Below are 17289 nucleotides of genomic sequence, written 5' to 3' on the forward strand. Positions count from 1 at the left end.
ACCATGAACGCGCCCTGGCAGCCGTTGCTCGATTGGTGGTTCGGTCAGTCCGAATCGGCAAAGGATGTAACGGCTGAAAAGGGCAAGTTGTGGTTTGGCAAGAAAGACAGCCAGGACCTCGAAGCGCGTGAGCGTTTCGGGGTCTTTGTCGATCAGGCCCTCGCTGGCGAATTGACCGAGTGGACGCAACATCCCGAAGGTTGGCTGGCGCTGGTGCTGCTGCTCGACCAACTCCCGCGAATGATCTTTCGCGACACACCCAAGGCTTTTTCCGGCGATCTACGGGCACAGAAACTGGTGGCTCAGGGGATTGCTGCAGACTTCGATCGGCAGTTGAAACCGATCCAGCGACTCTTCATTTACCTCGTCTTCGAACACTGCGAAAACCTCGCGGTGCAGAATGAAGCGGTCTCGCGATTCATCGAACTGGTGGCTGAGCAGCCGGAGGCGGAGCGTGGGGTGTTTGCCGACAACCTGGATTATGCCGAGCGGCATCAGAAGGTGATTGCGCGGTTTGGACGGTTTCCGCATCGCAATGCGGTGTTGGGGCGGGAGTCTACGGTTGAGGAGCTGGAGTTTCTTTCGCAGCCGGGGTCGAGTTTCTGAAGCTGCATCAGACTCACGGATTGCCTTGAAGCAAACGCTTCATCAAGAGTGCAGGCAGGTTTTTTCTCGTATCGGCGATGATATGGATATAGATGGTTTGCTCTCGGACTTCATAAATGATGCGATTCAAGCCAGAGATGACTTGTCGATATTGACCAAGGTTCAGCCTTTCTATTTCTTCGGGAATGGAACCTGAATAGGGTAAGGATGCGAGACTGCGAATAGCGATCTTCAAGCTGGCATAAGTGCTATGCCAGGTTTGAGGTGAGAACTGTTTGATGAGGTAGGTGCGAAGATCTTTGAGATCTGTTTCGGCGGACTGAAGAATAACGACCTTCAAACTCATTGGGGGTCGATCCTGTCCAACTCTGCGAAAACGTCTTCAACGTCCCTGTACTTGCCTTCCTCAATTTCTCGATTTCCCATGGCAAGCAGTTTGAGCAGAGCCATTGTTTCTTCCTGCTCTTCAAAACTTTTGACGTCCATGACTACAAGCTTCGCTTCGCCGTTCTGGGTAATCACCAGCGGCTCACGGCTTTCGCTAATCGTTTTGACGATTTCGGCGGTATGGCTTTTCAGGTAGCTGATGGGTTTGATCTGGGATGAAAGCTTCACGGGCTGCGCCTCGCTGAGTGGACTAGGACTGAGTTTAGTCTTAATTCAGTCCTGAGTCAGTCTGAGGTGACAAGCGTGTCTAGCGTTGTTCCGTCTTCGCGGGTTCAAGCGCGAAGACGGCTTCGAACGACTTAGATTCGGAAGCTGCCAACCAACTGCTTCAACCGCGCAGCCTGCTGCTCCAGATCCGCACAAGCCCGCAAAGTCGCCTGCAAGTTCTCCACACCTTCCTGGTTCAGCGTGTTGATCTCGTTGATATCAACGTTGATCGACTCGACCACCGCCGTCTGCTCTTCCGTCGCGGTCGCCACCGACTGGTTCATGCCGTCGATCTCGCCGATGCGCTGGGTCACGCTGCCCAGGCGTTCGCCGGCCTGGTTGGCGATGCCGACGCTGCTTTCGCTCTCGCGCTGGCTCTCGGTCATGATGCCGACCGCCTGACGTGCGCCGACCTGCAGTTCTTCGATCATCTTCTGCACTTGCTGCGCCGAATCCTGGGTGCGGTGCGCCAGGTTACGGACTTCGTCGGCGACCACGGCGAAACCGCGACCGGCCTCACCGGCACGGGCCGCTTCGATCGCGGCGTTGAGCGCCAGCAGGTTGGTCTGCTGGGAGATGCTGGTGATCACTTCCAGAATCTGCCCGATGTTCACGGTGTTGCTGTTCAGGGTTTCGATGTTGCCGCAGGAGTCGCTGATCTTCGCCGACAGCTGTTGCATGGCGTGGATGGTTTTATCCACCACCTGCTGGCCGTCTTCGGCCAGGCTGCGCGCATCGCTGGAATGTTGCGAGGCGAGGGCGGCGTTCTGGGCGATTTCCTGGGCGGCGGCGCCGAGCTGGTTGATCGCGGCGGCCACGCTGTTGGTGCGCGAGGCCTGCTGGTCGGAGTTGAACATCGACGAGTTCGACGCCGCGACCACGCGCAGGGCGACTTCGTTGACCTGCCCGGTGGCCGACGACACTTCGCGGATCGAAGTGTGGATGCGCTCGACGAAACGGTTGAACGACAGCCCCAGCGCACCGAATTCATCGTCGCCGTGGATGGTCAGGCGTTTGGTCAGGTCACCTTCGCCTTCGGCGATATCGTGCATGGCGCGGCCCATGGTCAGCAGCGGCTGCATCAGGACGCGGATCAGCATGCCGAGCAGGGCGATGATGATCACTACGGCAATGACCATCGCGATCAGCGCCGAGGTGCGGAATTCGCTGAGCATCGAGAACGCGGTGTCCTTGTCCAGCACCAGCGCCACGTACCAGTCGGCCGACGGCACGCCGTTGACGCGGGTGAAGGAGATCAGTTGGGTCTTGCCGTCGAACTCGACTTCTTTCAGACCCGGGCTGACTTTCGGCGCGCCGTTGGGGTAGGCCTCGGCCAGGGTCTTGAGCACCAGCTTGCTGTCCGGGTGGATCAGGATCTTGCCGTCGGCACCGACGATGAACGCGTGACCGTGGCCGCCGAAGTTCAGCGAGTTGATGATCGCACTGACGCTCGACAGGTCAATGTCGGCGCCGGCCACACCGATCATCTGGCCCTGGCGCTGCACCGGGGTGGCGACGGTGATGACCAGTTTGCCCGACGAGGCGGCGATGTACGGTTCGGTGACGATGGTCTGTTGCGCAGCGTTGGCGGCCTTGTACCAGCCACGGGCGCGCGGGTCGTAATCCGGTGCGCGGTTGCCGGCCGGGACCGAGAACATCACACCGTCGGCGCCGCCGAAGTAGCAGAGCTGGAAATTGCCGGTATAGGCGGGCAGGTCGATGATGCGTTTCAGGCTGGCCGGGGCGTTGCCGTCGGCGACAACCTGTTGCGCCATGGATTGCAGCAACTGGATGCGGCTTTCCAGCCAGGTCTGGATGTTGCTGGTGGTCAGGCTGCCCAGTTCCTGCATCGACGCTTCGGTGCTGCTTTGCAGGGCTTCGCGCTGGCGATAGTCGTTGAACAAAATGAAACAGGCGAATGCAACGGCCACCACAAGGGCGGCAGCCAACAAGATCTTGTGGCTGAATTTCATGTTTCTGGTCATTAAGAGAGCTACCGCGAAGGGGCTGGTCAAGAAAGGGCGGCAATTTGCCACACTATCGGGCTTTGCGCTGCTCTTATTTCGACCGTGGCGCGCCAAAGATTAGGCGGCTTTTGTGAAAGTCGACGAAATGCTCAATAGCCCCACAAAGTGTCTGATTTACCGATGAATGCCGGACGAGCGGGCGAACAAATAGCCGGTCTGCCAGGGAACCAGACAGGGGTTTTCTCTTCTAAGCTTCTGGTTGGCGCCAGGCCATCCCCCTTCCGCTCCAGGAGTTACACCATGTCGCTGCGATCTATCGCCCTTCTGTCGTTTTGCGTGCTGTTGGCCGCATGCAGCAAGGTCAATCAGGAAAACTATTCGAAGCTCTCGGCCGGCATGGCCAAGGCCGAAGTCGAGACGCTGCTCGGCAAGCCCACCGATTGCTCGGGCGCGTTGGGCATGTCCAGTTGCACCTGGGGCGACAAGAACAGCTTTATCAGCGTGCAGTACGCCGGTGACAAAGTGCTGATGTTTTCCGGCCAAGGCCTGAAGTAAACCGGGGCTTCGCGCCCACGGGAGAAAAACAATGAAGCGGTTATTGCTTGTCCTTTTTGCCGGCCTGGTATTGGCTGGCTGCGCCACGTCCGGTGAAGATCCGCTGGCGCCGAAGACGGTCAACAGTGTCAATCTCAAGCGTTACCAGGGCACCTGGTACGAGCTGGCGCGTCTGCCGATGTATTTCCAGCGCAATTGCGCGCAATCCGAAGCCCGTTACTCGCTCAAGCCCGACGGCAATATCGCGGTGTACAACCGCTGTCTGACGGCAGACTGGAAGTGGGAAGAGGTCAAAGGCACGGCTTATCCACAGGTGCCGGGCAAGACCGACAAGCTGTGGGTCGAGTTCGATACCTGGTTCTCGCGCCTGATTCCGGGTGTGGCGAAGGGTCAATACTGGGTGCTGTACGTCAGCGATGACTACAAGACCGCCCTCGTGGGCGACCCGAGTCGTCGCTACCTGTGGCTGTTGTCCCGCACGCCGACCGTCAACGGTGTGGTGCGTGAGGAACTGCTGAGCAAGGCGCGCCAGCAGGGTTATGACACCACGCGTCTGATCTGGCGGGCGTCGGATCAGCAGATGGCCAAAACGTCCAACTGACTTCTCCTGTTCTGATCGTTCCCACGCTCCGCGTGGGAATGCCTCAATGGACGCTCTGCGTCCGCTTTTGGGACGCGGAGCGTCCCGGGCTGCATTCCCACGCAGAGCGTGGGAACGATCAGTAACAGAGGTTTTGTGTCAGCCCAAAAGCTCTCGCAGGACCTGGGTGAAGGCGCGATTGCTGTCCTCCTCCCCGGCATGTCGCCCCTCGCGCACGACCCACTGACCGTTGACCAGCACGTCGCGCACCTGACGATCGCCACCGGCAAACAGCCAGCGATTGAGAATCCCGTCACCGCTGGCCGTGGCCAGATAGGGATCGCTGCCATCGAGCACAATCCAGTCGGCACGCTTGCCGACTTCCAGCGCGCCGATCGGCTGGCCCAGCGCCTGAGCACCTCCATCCAGCGCCGCGTCATACAGCGTACGGCCAACCATCGGCTGATCCGCGCCATACAAGCGATTGCGCCGCTGATCGCGCAGACGCTGGCCGTATTCCAGCCAACGCAATTCCTCTACCACGCTCAACGACACATGGCTGTCGGAGCCGATCCCCATGCGCCCGCCCTGAGCGAGGAAATCCACCGCCGGGAATATCCCGTCGCCGAGGTTGGCCTCGGTGGTCAGGCACAGGCCGGCGATGGCGCGACTCTTGGCCATCAGCGTGACTTCTTCCGGGTTGGCGTGGGTCGCGTGCACCAGGCACCAGCGCTGATCGACTTCGGTGTTTTCGTACAGCCATTGCAGCGGGCGACGACCGCTCCAGCTCAGGCAGTCATCGACTTCCTTCTGCTGCTCGGCGATGTGGATGTGCACCGGGCATTGCTGGTCGCTGGCCGCCAGTACTTCGCTGATCTGCTGCGGCGTGACTGCGCGCAACGAGTGGAAGCACAGGCCCAGCGACTGCGCCTTTTGCTGTGCCAGCAACGGTTGCAGACGCGATTGCAGCTTCAGGTAACTTTCGGTGCTGTTGATGAAACGGCGCTGGCCTTCGTTCGGCGTCTGGCCGCCGAAACCGCTGTGGCTGTAGAGCACGGGAAGTAACGTCAGACCGATGCCGGCCGAGCTGGCCGCCTGGCTGATGCGTAACGCCAGCTCGGCCGGGTCGGCGTAAGGCTGGCCGTTGTTATCGTGGTGGACGTAATGGAATTCGGCGACCGAGGTGTAACCGGCCTTGAGCATTTCGATGTACAGCTGACGGGCGATCACACCGAGCTGGTCGGGGCTGATTTTTCCGACGAGCCGGTACATCAGATCGCGCCAGGTCCAGAAACTGTCGTTGGGATTGCCGGCCACTTCCGCCAGTCCCGCCATCGCTCGCTGGAACGCGTGGGAGTGCAGATTCGGCATCCCCGGCAGCAGCGGACCGCTCAACCGTTCGGCGCCATCTGCGGTGGAATCGGCCTGGATTCGGGTCAAAACGCCATCGGCGCTGACCTCGAGACGTACATTGTTGGCCCATCCGTTAGGCAGCAGCGCGCGTTCGGCAAAGAAGGCGGACATGGTTCAGCACCCCATCGTGTGTTATTTGTATATACATATACAGACGTTTGCCTGCCCGGTAAACTCCGGCAAGCTAGCCACTTTCACCAATGAACAGGGATCCACCGTGCCGACTCCGCCTCCAGTCTCCCCGTTGGCCGCGAACATGGGCGACAGTCCGGCGCCCTTGTACGCCCGCGTCAAACAGATGATCACCCAGCAGATCGACAGCGGTAACTGGCCGCCCCATTACCGCGTGCCGTCGGAAAGCGAGCTGGTCAGCCAGCTGGGTTTCAGCCGCATGACTATCAACCGCGCACTGCGGGAAATGACCGCCGACGGTCTGCTGGTGCGCATGCAAGGCGTCGGCACTTTCGTTGCTGAACCGAAGAGCCAGTCCGCGCTGTTCGAAGTGCACAACATCGCCGACGAAATCGCCTCCCGTGGCCATCGCCACACCTGTCAGGTAATCACTCTGGAAGAAGAGGCTGCCGGTTCCGAACGCGCGCTGGCGCTGGACATGCGCGAAGGACAGAAGGTCTTTCACTCGCTGATCGTGCATTACGAAAACGACATTCCGGTGCAGATCGAAGACCGCTTCGTCAACGCGCTGGTCGCCCCGGAATACCTCAAGCAGGACTTCACCCTGCAAACGCCTTACGCCTATCTGAACCAGGTCGCGCCGCTGACCGAAGGCGAGCACGTGGTCGAAGCGATCCTCGCCGAAGCGTCCGAATGCAAATTGCTGCAGATCGAAAAAGGCGAGCCGTGCCTGTTGATCCGTCGTCGTACCTGGTCGGGTCGTCAGCCGGTGACGGCGGCACGCCTGATTCACCCCGGTTCTCGTCATCGTCTGGAAGGTCGGTTTCATAAATGAAAGAGTTGAAGGTATTACGCGCCGAAGGCTACCCGCGCATGCCGTGGAAAAACGGCGGCGGCAGCACCGAGGAAATCACCCGTGACGCCGGCGCCGGCCTCGACGGTTTTGGCTGGCGCCTGTCGATTGCCGACATCGCCGAATCCGGCGGCTTTTCGACCTTCGCCGGTTACCAGCGGGTCATCACGGTGTTGCAGGGTGACGGCATGACCCTTTGTGTCGACGGCGACGATACCCGGCCGTTGTTACCCCTCGACCCGTTTGCCTTCAGCGGCGAGAGCCAGGTGTCCTGCACCTTGCTCGGTGGCGCAATCCGCGACTTCAACCTGATCTACTCGCCCCAGCGTTACAGCGCACGCCTGCAATGGCTGGACGGCGAACAGCGGTTTTTCAGTTCGGCGAGCACCGTGCTGGTCTTCAGCATCAGCGAACTGCTGGAGGTCACGGTCGGTGACAGTGCGTCGCAACTCGGCCGCCATGACTGCCTGCAACTGGACGGTAATACCGGGCTGACCGAGATTGCCGTCAATGCCGGCTGCTGCGTGATCGAGCTGTCCCCGCGCTGATCCTCCCTTCTGATCGTTCCCACGCTCCGCGTGGGAATGCCGCCATGGACGCTCCGCGTCCGCTTTGTGACGCAGAGCGTCACGGAATGCATTCCCACGCAGAGCGTGGGAACGATCAAAAACCGCTGCTTTTAAAGCAGCGGTTTTTTTTCGTCCCGACGTTCCCGAAATGCGCACCAACTTGTTACCGAACGCCCCAGCGTGGCGCAGAACCACGTTTCCGTAACAACCTCTCGCCACCCTCTATCCACCCCGCGAAAAATTTCATGGACGCCAGAGCCCTTGATTCAGGCGCTCTCCAGCCCTGTCCGGGATTTTTGTTGAATGACCCTCCAACAAGTTGGCCGCTTGATTGCATATGCTTGTATGTACAAGTAAAGACGTATGCGTATGAGTCGAACGAGACTCTCCGCAGCGTCCACTGATTCGCTTGTCGCGCACTGATGCGCACAGGCTGCTTGCCCACTGCCAGGGTTGGTTTGAATTGATCGCTGAGGAGTCTTTTTCGTGACTGACAACAACCGCACTAAATTCCGTGACGTCGAAATCCGCGCCGCCCGCGGCAACAAGCTGACCGCCAAGAGCTGGCTGACCGAAGCGCCGCTGCGCATGCTGATGAACAACCTCGACCCGGAAGTCGCCGAGAACCCGAAAGAACTGGTGGTCTACGGTGGCATCGGTCGCGCTGCGCGTAACTGGGAGTGCTACGACAAGATCGTCGAGAGCCTGACCAACCTCAACGAAGACGAAACTCTGCTGGTGCAATCGGGCAAGCCGGTCGGCGTGTTCAAGACCCACAGCAACGCCCCACGCGTACTGATCGCCAACTCCAACCTGGTGCCACACTGGGCAACCTGGGAACACTTCAACGAACTCGACGCCAAAGGCCTGGCCATGTACGGCCAGATGACCGCCGGCAGCTGGATCTACATCGGCAGCCAGGGCATCGTCCAGGGCACCTACGAAACCTTCGTTGAAGCCGGTCGCCAGCACTACAACGACAACCTCACCGGCAAATGGGTGCTGACCGCCGGCCTCGGCGGCATGGGCGGCGCCCAGCCACTGGCCGCGACCCTCGCCGGTGCCTGCTCGCTGAACATCGAATGCCAGCAGATCAGCATCGATTTCCGCCTCAAGACCCGCTACGTCGACGAGCAGGCCAAAGACCTCGACGACGCGCTGGCCCGCATCGCCAAATACACCTCCGAAGGCAAGGCGGTTTCCATCGCCCTGTGCGGCAACGCCGCTGAAATCCTTCCGGAACTGGTCAAGCGCGGCGTGCGCCCGGACATGGTCACCGACCAGACCAGCGCCCACGACCCGCTCAACGGTTACCTGCCGGCCGGCTGGACCTGGGACGAATACCGCGCCCGCGCCAAGACCGAGCCAGCCGCTGTGGTCAAGGCCGCCAAGCAATCGATGGCCGTCCACGTCAAAGCCATGCTCGACTTCCAGAAGATGGGCGTGCCGACCTTCGACTACGGCAACAACATCCGTCAGATGGCTCAGGAAGAAGGCGTCGAAAACGCATTCGATTTCCCAGGCTTCGTACCGGCCTACATCCGTCCGCTGTTCTGCCGTGGCATCGGCCCGTTCCGCTGGGCTGCACTGTCGGGTGATCCGCAGGACATCTACAAGACCGACGCCAAAGTCAAAGAACTGATCCCGGACGACGCCCACCTGCACAACTGGCTGGACATGGCGCGTGAGCGCATCAGCTTCCAGGGTCTGCCGGCGCGTATCTGCTGGGTCGGCCTGGGCCTGCGCGCCAAGCTCGGTCTGGCGTTCAACGAAATGGTGCGCAGCGGCGAGCTGTCGGCGCCGATCGTGATCGGTCGCGACCACCTCGACTCCGGCTCGGTCTCCAGTCCGAACCGTGAAACCGAGTCGATGCAGGATGGCTCCGATGCCGTCTCCGACTGGCCGCTGCTCAACGCGCTGCTGAACACCGCGAGCGGTGCGACCTGGGTGTCCCTGCACCACGGCGGCGGCGTCGGCATGGGCTTCTCCCAGCACTCGGGCATGGTGATTGTCTGCGACGGTACTGACGAAGCGGCCGAGCGTATCGCTCGCGTGCTGCACAACGACCCGGGCACCGGCGTCATGCGTCACGCCGATGCCGGTTACCAGATCGCCATCGACTGCGCCAAGGAACAAGGGCTGAACCTGCCGATGATCACCGGCAAGTGAACATCTGCGGGAGCGGGCACCCTCGCTCCCACAGGGCCACAACAACAATAACCAGAACAATCCACAGAGGTTGAATCATGGCGGGCAACACCGATCGTGCAGGCAGTAAACCGTTGATCGAAAGGCGTTCGATCGACTACATCCCGGAAGCGGAAAGACACGGTCGTCTGTTCAGTCAGTTCACCCTGTGGATGGGTGCCAACCTGCAAATCACCGCGATTGTCACCGGGGCCCTGGCCGTGGTGCTGGGCGGCGATGTGTTCTGGTCGTTGATCGGTCTGCTGATCGGTCAATTGCTGGGCGGCGGGGTGATGGCGCTGCACGCAGCGCAAGGGCCGAAGCTTGGCCTGCCGCAGATGATTTCCAGCCGGGTGCAGTTCGGCGTCTACGGCGCGGCGATTCCGATCGTGCTGGTGTGCCTGATGTACCTCGGCTTCACCGCCACCGGTACCGTGTTGTCCGGTCAGGCGCTGGGCCAGTTGTTCGGGGTCAGCGATACCGTTGGCATCCTGCTTTTCGCCAGCGTCATCGTCGTGGTCACGGTGCTTGGCTATCGGGTGATTCACTGGATCGGCCGCATCGCCAGTGCCATCGGCGTGATTGCTTTCGTGTACCTGTTCAGCCGTCTGATGAGTCAGGTGGACGTCGGCGCACTTCTGGAAATTCGTCACTTCAGCTGGAGCAGTTTCCTGCTGGCGGTGTCGCTCGCGGCCTCCTGGCAGATCGCTTTCGGCCCTTACGTGGCGGACTACTCGCGTTACCTGCCGAGCAAGGTGTCTTCGGTGAAAACCTTCTTCGCCGCCGGTGCCGGTTCGGTGATTGGTGCGCAGGTGGCGATGATCCTCGGTGTGTTCGCGGCCGCTTCGGCCAACGGGCAATTCGCCGGTCATGAAGTCGCCTACATCGTCGGTCTGGGCGGGACCGGTGCCACCGCCGCGCTGCTGTATTTCAGCATCGCGTTCGGCAAGGTCACCATCTCCACCCTGAACTCCTACGGCAGCTTCATGTGCATCGCGACCATCATCAGCGGCTTCCGTGGCCACCTGACGGTCACCCGCATGCAGCGTCTGGTGTTCGTGCTGGTGATCGTCGGCGCGGCGACCCTGATCGCACTGCTCGGCCAGCATTCGTTCCTCGGTGCGTTCAAGTCCTTCATCCTGTTCCTGCTGGCGTTCTTCACGCCGTGGAGTGCGATCAACCTGGTGGACTACTACTGCATCACCCGCGAGCGCTACGACGTGCCGGCACTGGCGGATCCGAACGGTCGCTACGGCCGCTGGAACATCCTCGGTATCAGCGTTTACGTGTTCGGGGTGCTGGTGCAACTGCCGTTCATTTCCACCAAGTTCTATACCGGTCCATTGGTGGCGGCCCTGGGGGATGTGGATATTTCCTGGATCATCGGTCTCGTGCTGCCCGCAGCGCTGTACTACGTCTGCGCGAAAAAATGGCACGGCACCGTACCCGATCGACTGATTCTGCCCGTCGAGCAGGACAGCGTTGTACAACCTAAAACAAGCGGGGCCGGTCGCGCTGCGGCGCAGGCCTGATTTGGACGTGGACAGGGCTGGATGCCTCTTGACTGCCGTAAGCCAATTCATGATTAGGAGCGTCACAACAATGAAATCGAACAAGACCCTGCTGACCACCTTGCTTTCCATGGGCCTGCTGGCCAGCGCCGGCGCGACCCAGGCCGCTGGCTGGTGCGAGTCCGGCAAACCGGTGAAATTCGCCGGCCTGAACTGGGAAAGCGGCATGCTGCTGACCGACGTTCTGCAAGTGGTGCTGGAAAAAGGTTACGACTGCAAGACCGACAGCCTGCCGGGCAACTCCATCACCATGGAGAACGCCCTGAGCAGCAACGACATCCAGATCTTCGCCGAAGAATGGGTCGGCCGCAGCGAGGTCTGGAACAAGGCCGAGAAGGCCGGCAAGGTCGTCGGTGTCGGCGCCCCGGTGGTGGGTGCGATCGAAGGCTGGTACGTGCCGCGCTACGTGATCGAAGGCGACGCCAAACGCAAGATCGAAGCCAAGGCGCCGGACCTGAAAAACATCGCCGACCTGGGCAAATACGCCGCCATCTTCAAGGACGCCGAAGAGCCTTCCAAGGGCCGCTTCTACAACTGCCCGGCCGGCTGGACCTGCGAGCTGGACAACAGCGAAATGCTGAAAAGCTACGGCCTGGAAAACAGCTACACCAACTTCCGTCCGGGCACAGGTCCAGCGCTGGATGCGGCGGTGCTGTCGAGCTACAAGCGTGGCGAGCCGATCCTGTTCTACTACTGGTCGCCAACCCCGCTGATGGGCCAGATCGACGCAGTGAAACTGGAAGAAAAACCGGGCGTCGACAAGACCGTGACCATCAAGGTCGGTCTGTCCAAGACCTTCCATGAGCAAGCGCCGGAACTGGTGGCCGTGCTGGAAAAGGTCAACCTGCCGATCGACCTGCTGAACCAGAACCTGGGCCGCATGGCGAAGGAACGTATCGAGTCGCCAAAACTGGCGAAAATCTTCCTCAAGGAACATCCTGAGGTCTGGCATGCGTGGGTGAGTGAAGACGCTGCCAAGAAAATCGACGCGGCGCTGTAGGTCGAATTCCTCCCGGCCAACCGAGAGGCTGGCCGGGGTGTTCGCCGCAATCGCTTGATTGAGTTTCCTGATTGAGAGCCGCTTATGTTTCCCGAAAGCTTTACCTTTTCCATCGCCGACTGGGTCAACGGTTGGGTCGATGCGCTGGTCACCAACTACGGCGATGTGTTCCGCCATATCTCCGACACCCTGCTGTGGGCCATCGTCAATCTTGAAGGCCTGCTGCGCGCCGCGCCGTGGTGGTTGATGCTGGCCATCGTCGGCGTCGTGGCCTGGCATGCGACGCGCAAAGTCGTGACCACCGCCGTGATCGTCGGTCTGTTGTTCCTGGTCGGCGCCGTCGGCCTGTGGGACAAGTTGATGCAGACCCTCGCGCTGATGATGGTGGCGACGGTCATTTCGGTGCTGATCGGCGTACCGCTGGGGATTCTCTCGGCGCGCAGCAATCGCCTGCGTTCGGTGCTGATGCCGCTGCTCGACATCATGCAGACCATGCCGAGCTTCGTGTACCTGATTCCGGTGCTGATGCTGTTCGGCCTGGGCAAGGTGCCGGCGATTTTCGCCACCGTGATCTACGCCGCGCCGCCGCTGATCCGCCTGACCGATCTGGGCATCCGCCAGGTCGACGGCGAAGTGATGGAAGCGATCAACGCCTTCGGTGCCAACCGCTGGCAGCAACTGTTCGGCGTGCAACTGCCGCTGGCCCTGCCGAGCATCATGGCCGGGATCAACCAGACCACCATGATGGCCCTGTCGATGGTGGTAATCGCCTCGATGATCGGCGCCCGTGGCCTGGGTGAAGATGTGCTGGTGGGCATTCAGACCCTCAACGTCGGACGCGGCCTGGAAGCCGGTCTGGCGATCGTGATTCTCGCAGTGGTCATCGACCGCATTACCCAGGCGTATGGTCGGCCACGGCATGAGGTGAGCAAATGAGCAACGCAACCGTGAGCAAGATCGAAGTCAAAAACGTCTTCAAGATTTTCGGCAACCGCGCCAAGGATGCACTGACGATGGTCGGCCAGGGCAAGACCAAGGATCAGGTGCTGAACGAAACCGGTTGCGTGGTCGGGGTCAACGACTTGTCCCTGAGCATCGGCACCGGCGAGATTTTCGTGATCATGGGCCTGTCCGGCTCCGGCAAATCGACCCTGGTGCGCCACTTCAACCGCCTGATCGACCCGACCAGCGGCGCGATCCTGGTGGACGGCGTGGACATCCTGCAATACGACATGGAAGCCCTGCGCGAATTTCGCCGGCACAAGATCAGCATGGTGTTCCAGAGCTTCGGTCTGCTGCCGCACAAGACCGTGCTCGACAACGTCGCCTACGGCCTGAAAGTGCGCGGCGAGACCAAGCAGCTGTGCGCCGAACGCGCGTTGCACTGGATCAACACCGTGGGCCTCAAGGGCTACGAAAACAAATACCCGCACCAGCTCTCCGGCGGCATGCGCCAGCGTGTGGGTCTGGCCCGGGCATTGGCGGCGGACACCGACATCATCCTGATGGACGAAGCGTTCAGTGCGCTGGATCCGCTGATCCGCGCCGAGATGCAGGACCAGTTGCTGGAGCTGCAAAAGACCCTGCACAAGACCATCGTCTTCATCACCCACGACCTCGACGAGGCCGTGCGCATCGGCAACCGCATCGCGATCCTCAAGGACGGCCGCCTGATCCAGGTCGGCACGCCGAAAGAGATCCTGCATTCGCCGGCGGACGAGTATGTCGACCGTTTCGTGCAGCGGCGGGCGGCGGTGGTTTAAAGGTTTACGGCAGGCTCGTTCCCACGTCGAGGCGTCGAACCGTCTGCGTAGGAATGCATACCGTGACGCTCCGCGTCACCATTGCGCAGGACTTGAGTCTTGCGGTGAGAGCGGGACGCGGAGCGTCCCAGGCGGCATTCCCACGCAGAGCATGGGAACGATCAGGTTAATGAGGTTTTAGATGTCCCAGGCTGAAAAAATCGTTATCGCCGACGCCCCGATGCGTTGGCAGGATGTGGTCGCAGTCGCTCGTCACGGCGCGCAGCTCGAGCTGTCGGCGCAGACCTGGGCGCGCATTGAAAACGCGCAGGGCATCGTCCAGCGCATCGTCGCCAGCGGCGAGCGCGCCTATGGCGTGAACACCGGGCTCGGTGCGCTGTGCAACGTCTCGCTGAAAGACGAACAGCTCAGCCAGCTGTCGCGCAACACCTTGCTCAGCCATGCCTGCGGCGTCGGTCCGGTACTGGCCGACGAGCAGACCCGCGCCATCCTGTGCGCTGCGATCCGCAACTACAGCCACGGCAAATCCGGCATTCATCGCCGGGTGGTCGAAGCGCTGCTGGCGCTGCTCAATCGCGGCATCACCCCGCAAGTGCCGTCCCAGGGTTCGGTGGGTTACCTGACCCACATGGCCCACATCGGCATCGCGCTGCTGGGCGTGGGCAATGTCAGCTATCGCGGGCAGATCGTGTCTGCACAGCAGGCGCTGGCCGAAGAGGGCCTGCAACCGGTGCAGCTCGGGGCGAAGGACGGTCTGTGCCTGGTCAACGGTACGCCGTGCATGACCGGCCTCGGTTGCCTGGCGATTGCCGACGCCACACGTCTGCTGCAATGGGCCGATGTGATTGGCGCCATGAGTTTCGAAGCCCAGCGCGGTCAGATCGCCGCGTTCGATGCCGAGATCATTGCGCTCAAACCGCATCCGGGCATGCAGCAGGTCGGCGTCAATCTGCGCGCCTTGCTCGATGGCAGCGAAGTGATCGCCGCGAGCAAAGGCATTCGCACTCAGGATGCCTTGAGCATCCGCTCGATCCCGCAGGTGCACGGCGCCGCCCGCGATCAACTGGAACACGCGATCAAACAGATCGAAACCGAGCTCAACGGCTGCACCGACAACCCGTTGCTGCTGGGCACGCCGGATGACTTCCGTGTCATGTCCCAGGCCAACCCGCACGGGCAATCGGTGGCGCTGGCGGCGGATCTGCTGGCGATTGCGATGGCTGAAATCGGCTCGATTGCCGAGCGGCGTCTGGATCGCCTGATCAACCCGCACGTCAGCGGTCTGCCGGCGTTTCTGGTGGCCAATCCGGGGGTGAACTCCGGGATGATGATCGTGCAATACGTCGCCGCGTCGCTGTGCGCGGAAAACCGCCAGTTGGCGCAGCCGGCGGTGCTCGACAACTACGTCACCTCGGGCCTGCAGGAAGACCATCTGAGCATGGGCACCAACGCCGCGCTGAAGCTGCATCGCGCGCTGGAAAACTGCACGCAGATCCTCGCCATCGAGTACCTGCTGGCGGCACAGGCGTTTGAATTTCTCAAGGAGCAGCGCTTCGGCGCGGGCACCGATATCGCCTGGCGACTGCTGCGTGAAAAAGTCCCGGCCTATGATCAGGATCGCTGGCTGGCGCCGGACATCGCCGCTGCCGCAAGCGTTCTGAAAGACACGGATCTGCTGCACAACGCATTACCGAATTTGCACTGAAAAACTACCCACGCCAGCGTGCCAAGGCGCGGCTCCCCAAAAGGGCAGACGCGACGGACAACGGACATCTCCGGAGCGTCTGGCGAGTTAACAATAAACTCTCAAAAGGAGCACAAGATGACTGCGCTGAACCTGATCCCCGGCCAACTGAGCCTGGCCCAACTGCGTGACGTTTATCAGAACCCGGTCAAGCTGACCCTCGACAACAGCGCCAGCGCGCAGATCGAAGCCAGCGTGGCCTGCGTCGAGCAGATCCTCGCGGAAAACCGCACCGCCTACGGCATCAACACCGGTTTCGGCCTGCTGGCCTCGACTCGCATCGCCAGCGAAGACCTGGAAAACCTACAGCGCTCGCTGGTGCTGTCCCACGCCGCCGGCGTCGGCCAGCCGATCAGCGATGAGCTGGTGCGCCTGATCATGGTGCTCAAGGTCAACAGCCTCAGCCGTGGTTTCTCCGGGATTCGTCGCGTAGTGATCGATGCGCTGATCGCGTTGATCAACGCCGAGGTCTATCCGCACATTCCGTTGAAAGGCTCGGTCGGTGCATCCGGTGACCTCGCGCCGCTGGCGCACATGTCGCTGGTGCTGCTGGGTGAGGGCAAGGCGCGCTACAAGGGCGAGTGGATGGAAGCGACCGAAGCGCTGAAAGTCGCCGGTCTGACCCCGCTGACCCTGGCGGCCAAAGAAGGTCTGGCGCTGCTCAACGGTACTCAGGTTTCCACCGCATTCGCGCTGCGTGGTCTGTTCGAAGGTGAAGACCTGTTCGCCGGCGCGCTGGCGCTGGGCGGTCTGACGGTGGAAGCGGTGCTGGGCTCGCGTTCGCCGTTCGATGCGCGCATCCACGCCGCCCGTGGCCAGAAAGGCCAGATCGACGCCGCTGCCGCTTACCGCGATCTGCTGGGCGAGCGCAGCGAAGTCTCCGACTCGCACCAGAACTGCGAAAAGGTGCAGGACCCGTACTCGCTGCGTTGCCAGCCGCAAGTCATGGGCGCGTGCCTGACCCAGTTCCGTCAGGCCGCCGAAGTGCTGGCCATCGAAGCCAACGCCGTATCCGACAACCCGCTGGTGTTCGCGGCCGAAGGCGACGTGATTTCCGGCGGCAACTTCCACGCCGAACCAGTGGCCATGGCCGCTGACAACATGGCGCTGGCCATTGCCGAAATCGGTTCCCTGAGCGAGCGCCGTATCTCGCTGATGATGGACAAGCACATGTCGCAGCTGCCGCCGTTCCTCGTCGCCAACGGAGGCGTGAACTCCGGCTTCATGATCGCCCAGGTGACCGCTGCGGCCCTGGCCAGCGAAAACAAGGCGCTGTCCCATCCGCATTCGGTGGACAGCCTGCCGACTTCCGCCAACCAGGAAGACCACGTTTCGATGGCCCCGGCCGCTGGCAAGCGCCTGTGGGAAATGGCCGAGAACACCCGAGGGATTCTCGCGGTGGAATGGCTGGCGGCGGTGCAGGGCCTGGACCTGCGCAACGGCCTGAAGACTTCGACCAAACTGGAACAGGCCCGAGGGATTCTGCGTCGCGAAGTGCCGTTCTACGAGAAGGACCGCTTCTTCGCGCCGGATATCAATGCAGCGACCGAACTGCTGGCTTCGCGGGTGCTGACGGAGCTGGTTCCGGCGAAACTGCTGCCTAGCCTTTAACCACTACTGATCGTTCCCACGCTCTGCGTGGGAATGCCTCAAGGGACGCTCCGCGTCCAGTGACGCGGAGCGTCACGGGCTGCA

16 protein-coding genes are annotated in these 17289 nt (G+C 61.4%); 12 read left to right on the top strand and 4 right to left on the bottom strand.

Features of this window, described 5'->3' with window-relative positions:
* Positions 1-3: 3 nt before the first annotated feature.
* Positions 4-606: a DUF924 family protein gene (locus AC07Y2_RS05775; protein WP_103385602.1), complete on the top strand. Its 603-nt coding sequence runs from the start codon at positions 4-6 to the stop codon at positions 604-606.
* Between the two features lie 13 nt (positions 607-619).
* Here the strand turns inward: AC07Y2_RS05775 and AC07Y2_RS05780 are convergent, their stop codons facing one another.
* The 3 genes from AC07Y2_RS05780 to AC07Y2_RS05790 all read right to left on the bottom strand — a co-directional run bounded on the left by AC07Y2_RS05780 (position 620) and on the right by AC07Y2_RS05790 (position 3245).
* Positions 620-952, bottom strand: coding sequence for a type II toxin-antitoxin system RelE/ParE family toxin (locus AC07Y2_RS05780; RefSeq protein ID WP_039764706.1), 333 nt, complete (start codon positions 950-952; stop codon positions 620-622).
* On the bottom strand, positions 949-1221 hold the full coding sequence (locus AC07Y2_RS05785; protein ID WP_039764708.1) for a type II toxin-antitoxin system Phd/YefM family antitoxin: 273 nt from the start codon (positions 1219-1221) through the stop codon (positions 949-951). Before AC07Y2_RS05785 ends, AC07Y2_RS05780 begins: the two co-directional genes overlap by 4 nt.
* Positions 1222-1352: 131 nt before the next feature.
* Complete coding sequence (locus AC07Y2_RS05790; RefSeq protein WP_207273914.1) at positions 1353-3245, bottom strand: methyl-accepting chemotaxis protein; 1893 nt, start codon at positions 3243-3245, stop codon at positions 1353-1355.
* A 282-nt stretch (positions 3246-3527) separates the two neighbouring features.
* On the opposite strand from AC07Y2_RS05790, the gene AC07Y2_RS05795 reads away from it, so the two are divergent.
* A complete protein-coding gene (locus AC07Y2_RS05795) occupies positions 3528-3782 on the top strand; it encodes a hypothetical protein (protein ID WP_007952486.1) in 255 nt (84 codons plus the stop codon).
* Between the two features lie 31 nt (positions 3783-3813).
* Positions 3814-4383, top strand: a complete 570-nt coding sequence (locus AC07Y2_RS05800; RefSeq protein ID WP_039764712.1) for a lipocalin family protein — start codon at positions 3814-3816, stop codon at positions 4381-4383.
* A gap of 138 nt (positions 4384-4521) precedes the next feature.
* Here AC07Y2_RS05800 and AC07Y2_RS05805 read toward each other — a convergent pair whose 3' ends face one another.
* Positions 4522-5886 (bottom strand): formimidoylglutamate deiminase, encoded by a 1365-nt coding sequence (locus AC07Y2_RS05805; RefSeq protein WP_064592855.1) that lies wholly within the window; start codon positions 5884-5886, stop codon positions 4522-4524.
* Between the two features lie 145 nt (positions 5887-6031).
* Between AC07Y2_RS05805 and hutC the strand changes: the two genes are divergently transcribed.
* From hutC to hutH (AC07Y2_RS05850), 9 genes are all read left to right on the top strand, one after another.
* Entirely contained in the window at positions 6032-6742 is a 711-nt protein-coding gene (gene hutC / locus AC07Y2_RS05810) for a histidine utilization transcriptional repressor HutC (RefSeq protein WP_170844914.1), read from the top strand.
* On the top strand, positions 6739-7308 hold the full coding sequence (locus tag AC07Y2_RS05815; RefSeq protein WP_039764717.1) for a HutD/Ves family protein: 570 nt from the start codon (positions 6739-6741) through the stop codon (positions 7306-7308). Before hutC ends, AC07Y2_RS05815 begins: the two co-directional genes overlap by 4 nt.
* A gap of 507 nt (positions 7309-7815) precedes the next feature.
* Positions 7816-9498 carry a urocanate hydratase gene (gene hutU / locus AC07Y2_RS05820; protein WP_064382814.1) on the top strand — a complete coding sequence of 561 codons (1683 nt, stop codon included), beginning with the start codon at positions 7816-7818 and terminating at the stop codon, positions 9496-9498.
* Positions 9499-9575: 77 nt separating this feature from the next.
* Positions 9576-11048 carry a purine-cytosine permease family protein gene (locus AC07Y2_RS05825; protein WP_074689534.1) on the top strand — a complete coding sequence of 491 codons (1473 nt, stop codon included), beginning with the start codon at positions 9576-9578 and terminating at the stop codon, positions 11046-11048.
* 70 nt (positions 11049-11118) lie between these two features.
* Positions 11119-12087, top strand: a complete 969-nt coding sequence (locus tag AC07Y2_RS05830) for an ABC transporter substrate-binding protein (RefSeq protein WP_039764723.1) — start codon at positions 11119-11121, stop codon at positions 12085-12087.
* Positions 12088-12171: 84 nt separating this feature from the next.
* Complete coding sequence (locus AC07Y2_RS05835) at positions 12172-13023, top strand: ABC transporter permease (RefSeq protein WP_007952475.1); 852 nt, start codon at positions 12172-12174, stop codon at positions 13021-13023.
* A complete protein-coding gene (locus AC07Y2_RS05840) occupies positions 13020-13850 on the top strand; it encodes a quaternary amine ABC transporter ATP-binding protein (protein WP_103385604.1) in 831 nt (276 codons plus the stop codon). The genes AC07Y2_RS05835 and AC07Y2_RS05840 overlap by 4 nt, the downstream gene beginning before the upstream one ends.
* A 181-nt stretch (positions 13851-14031) precedes the next feature.
* Positions 14032-15555: a histidine ammonia-lyase gene (gene hutH / locus AC07Y2_RS05845; RefSeq protein WP_103385605.1), complete on the top strand. Its 1524-nt coding sequence runs from the start codon at positions 14032-14034 to the stop codon at positions 15553-15555.
* Between the two features lie 117 nt (positions 15556-15672).
* A complete protein-coding gene (gene hutH, locus AC07Y2_RS05850; protein WP_085647999.1) occupies positions 15673-17205 on the top strand; it encodes a histidine ammonia-lyase in 1533 nt (510 codons plus the stop codon).
* The last annotated feature ends 84 nt before the right edge of the window (positions 17206-17289 follow it).

The sequence above is a fragment of the Pseudomonas sp. GW456-12-1-14-TSB6 genome (genome assembly GCF_059424205.1).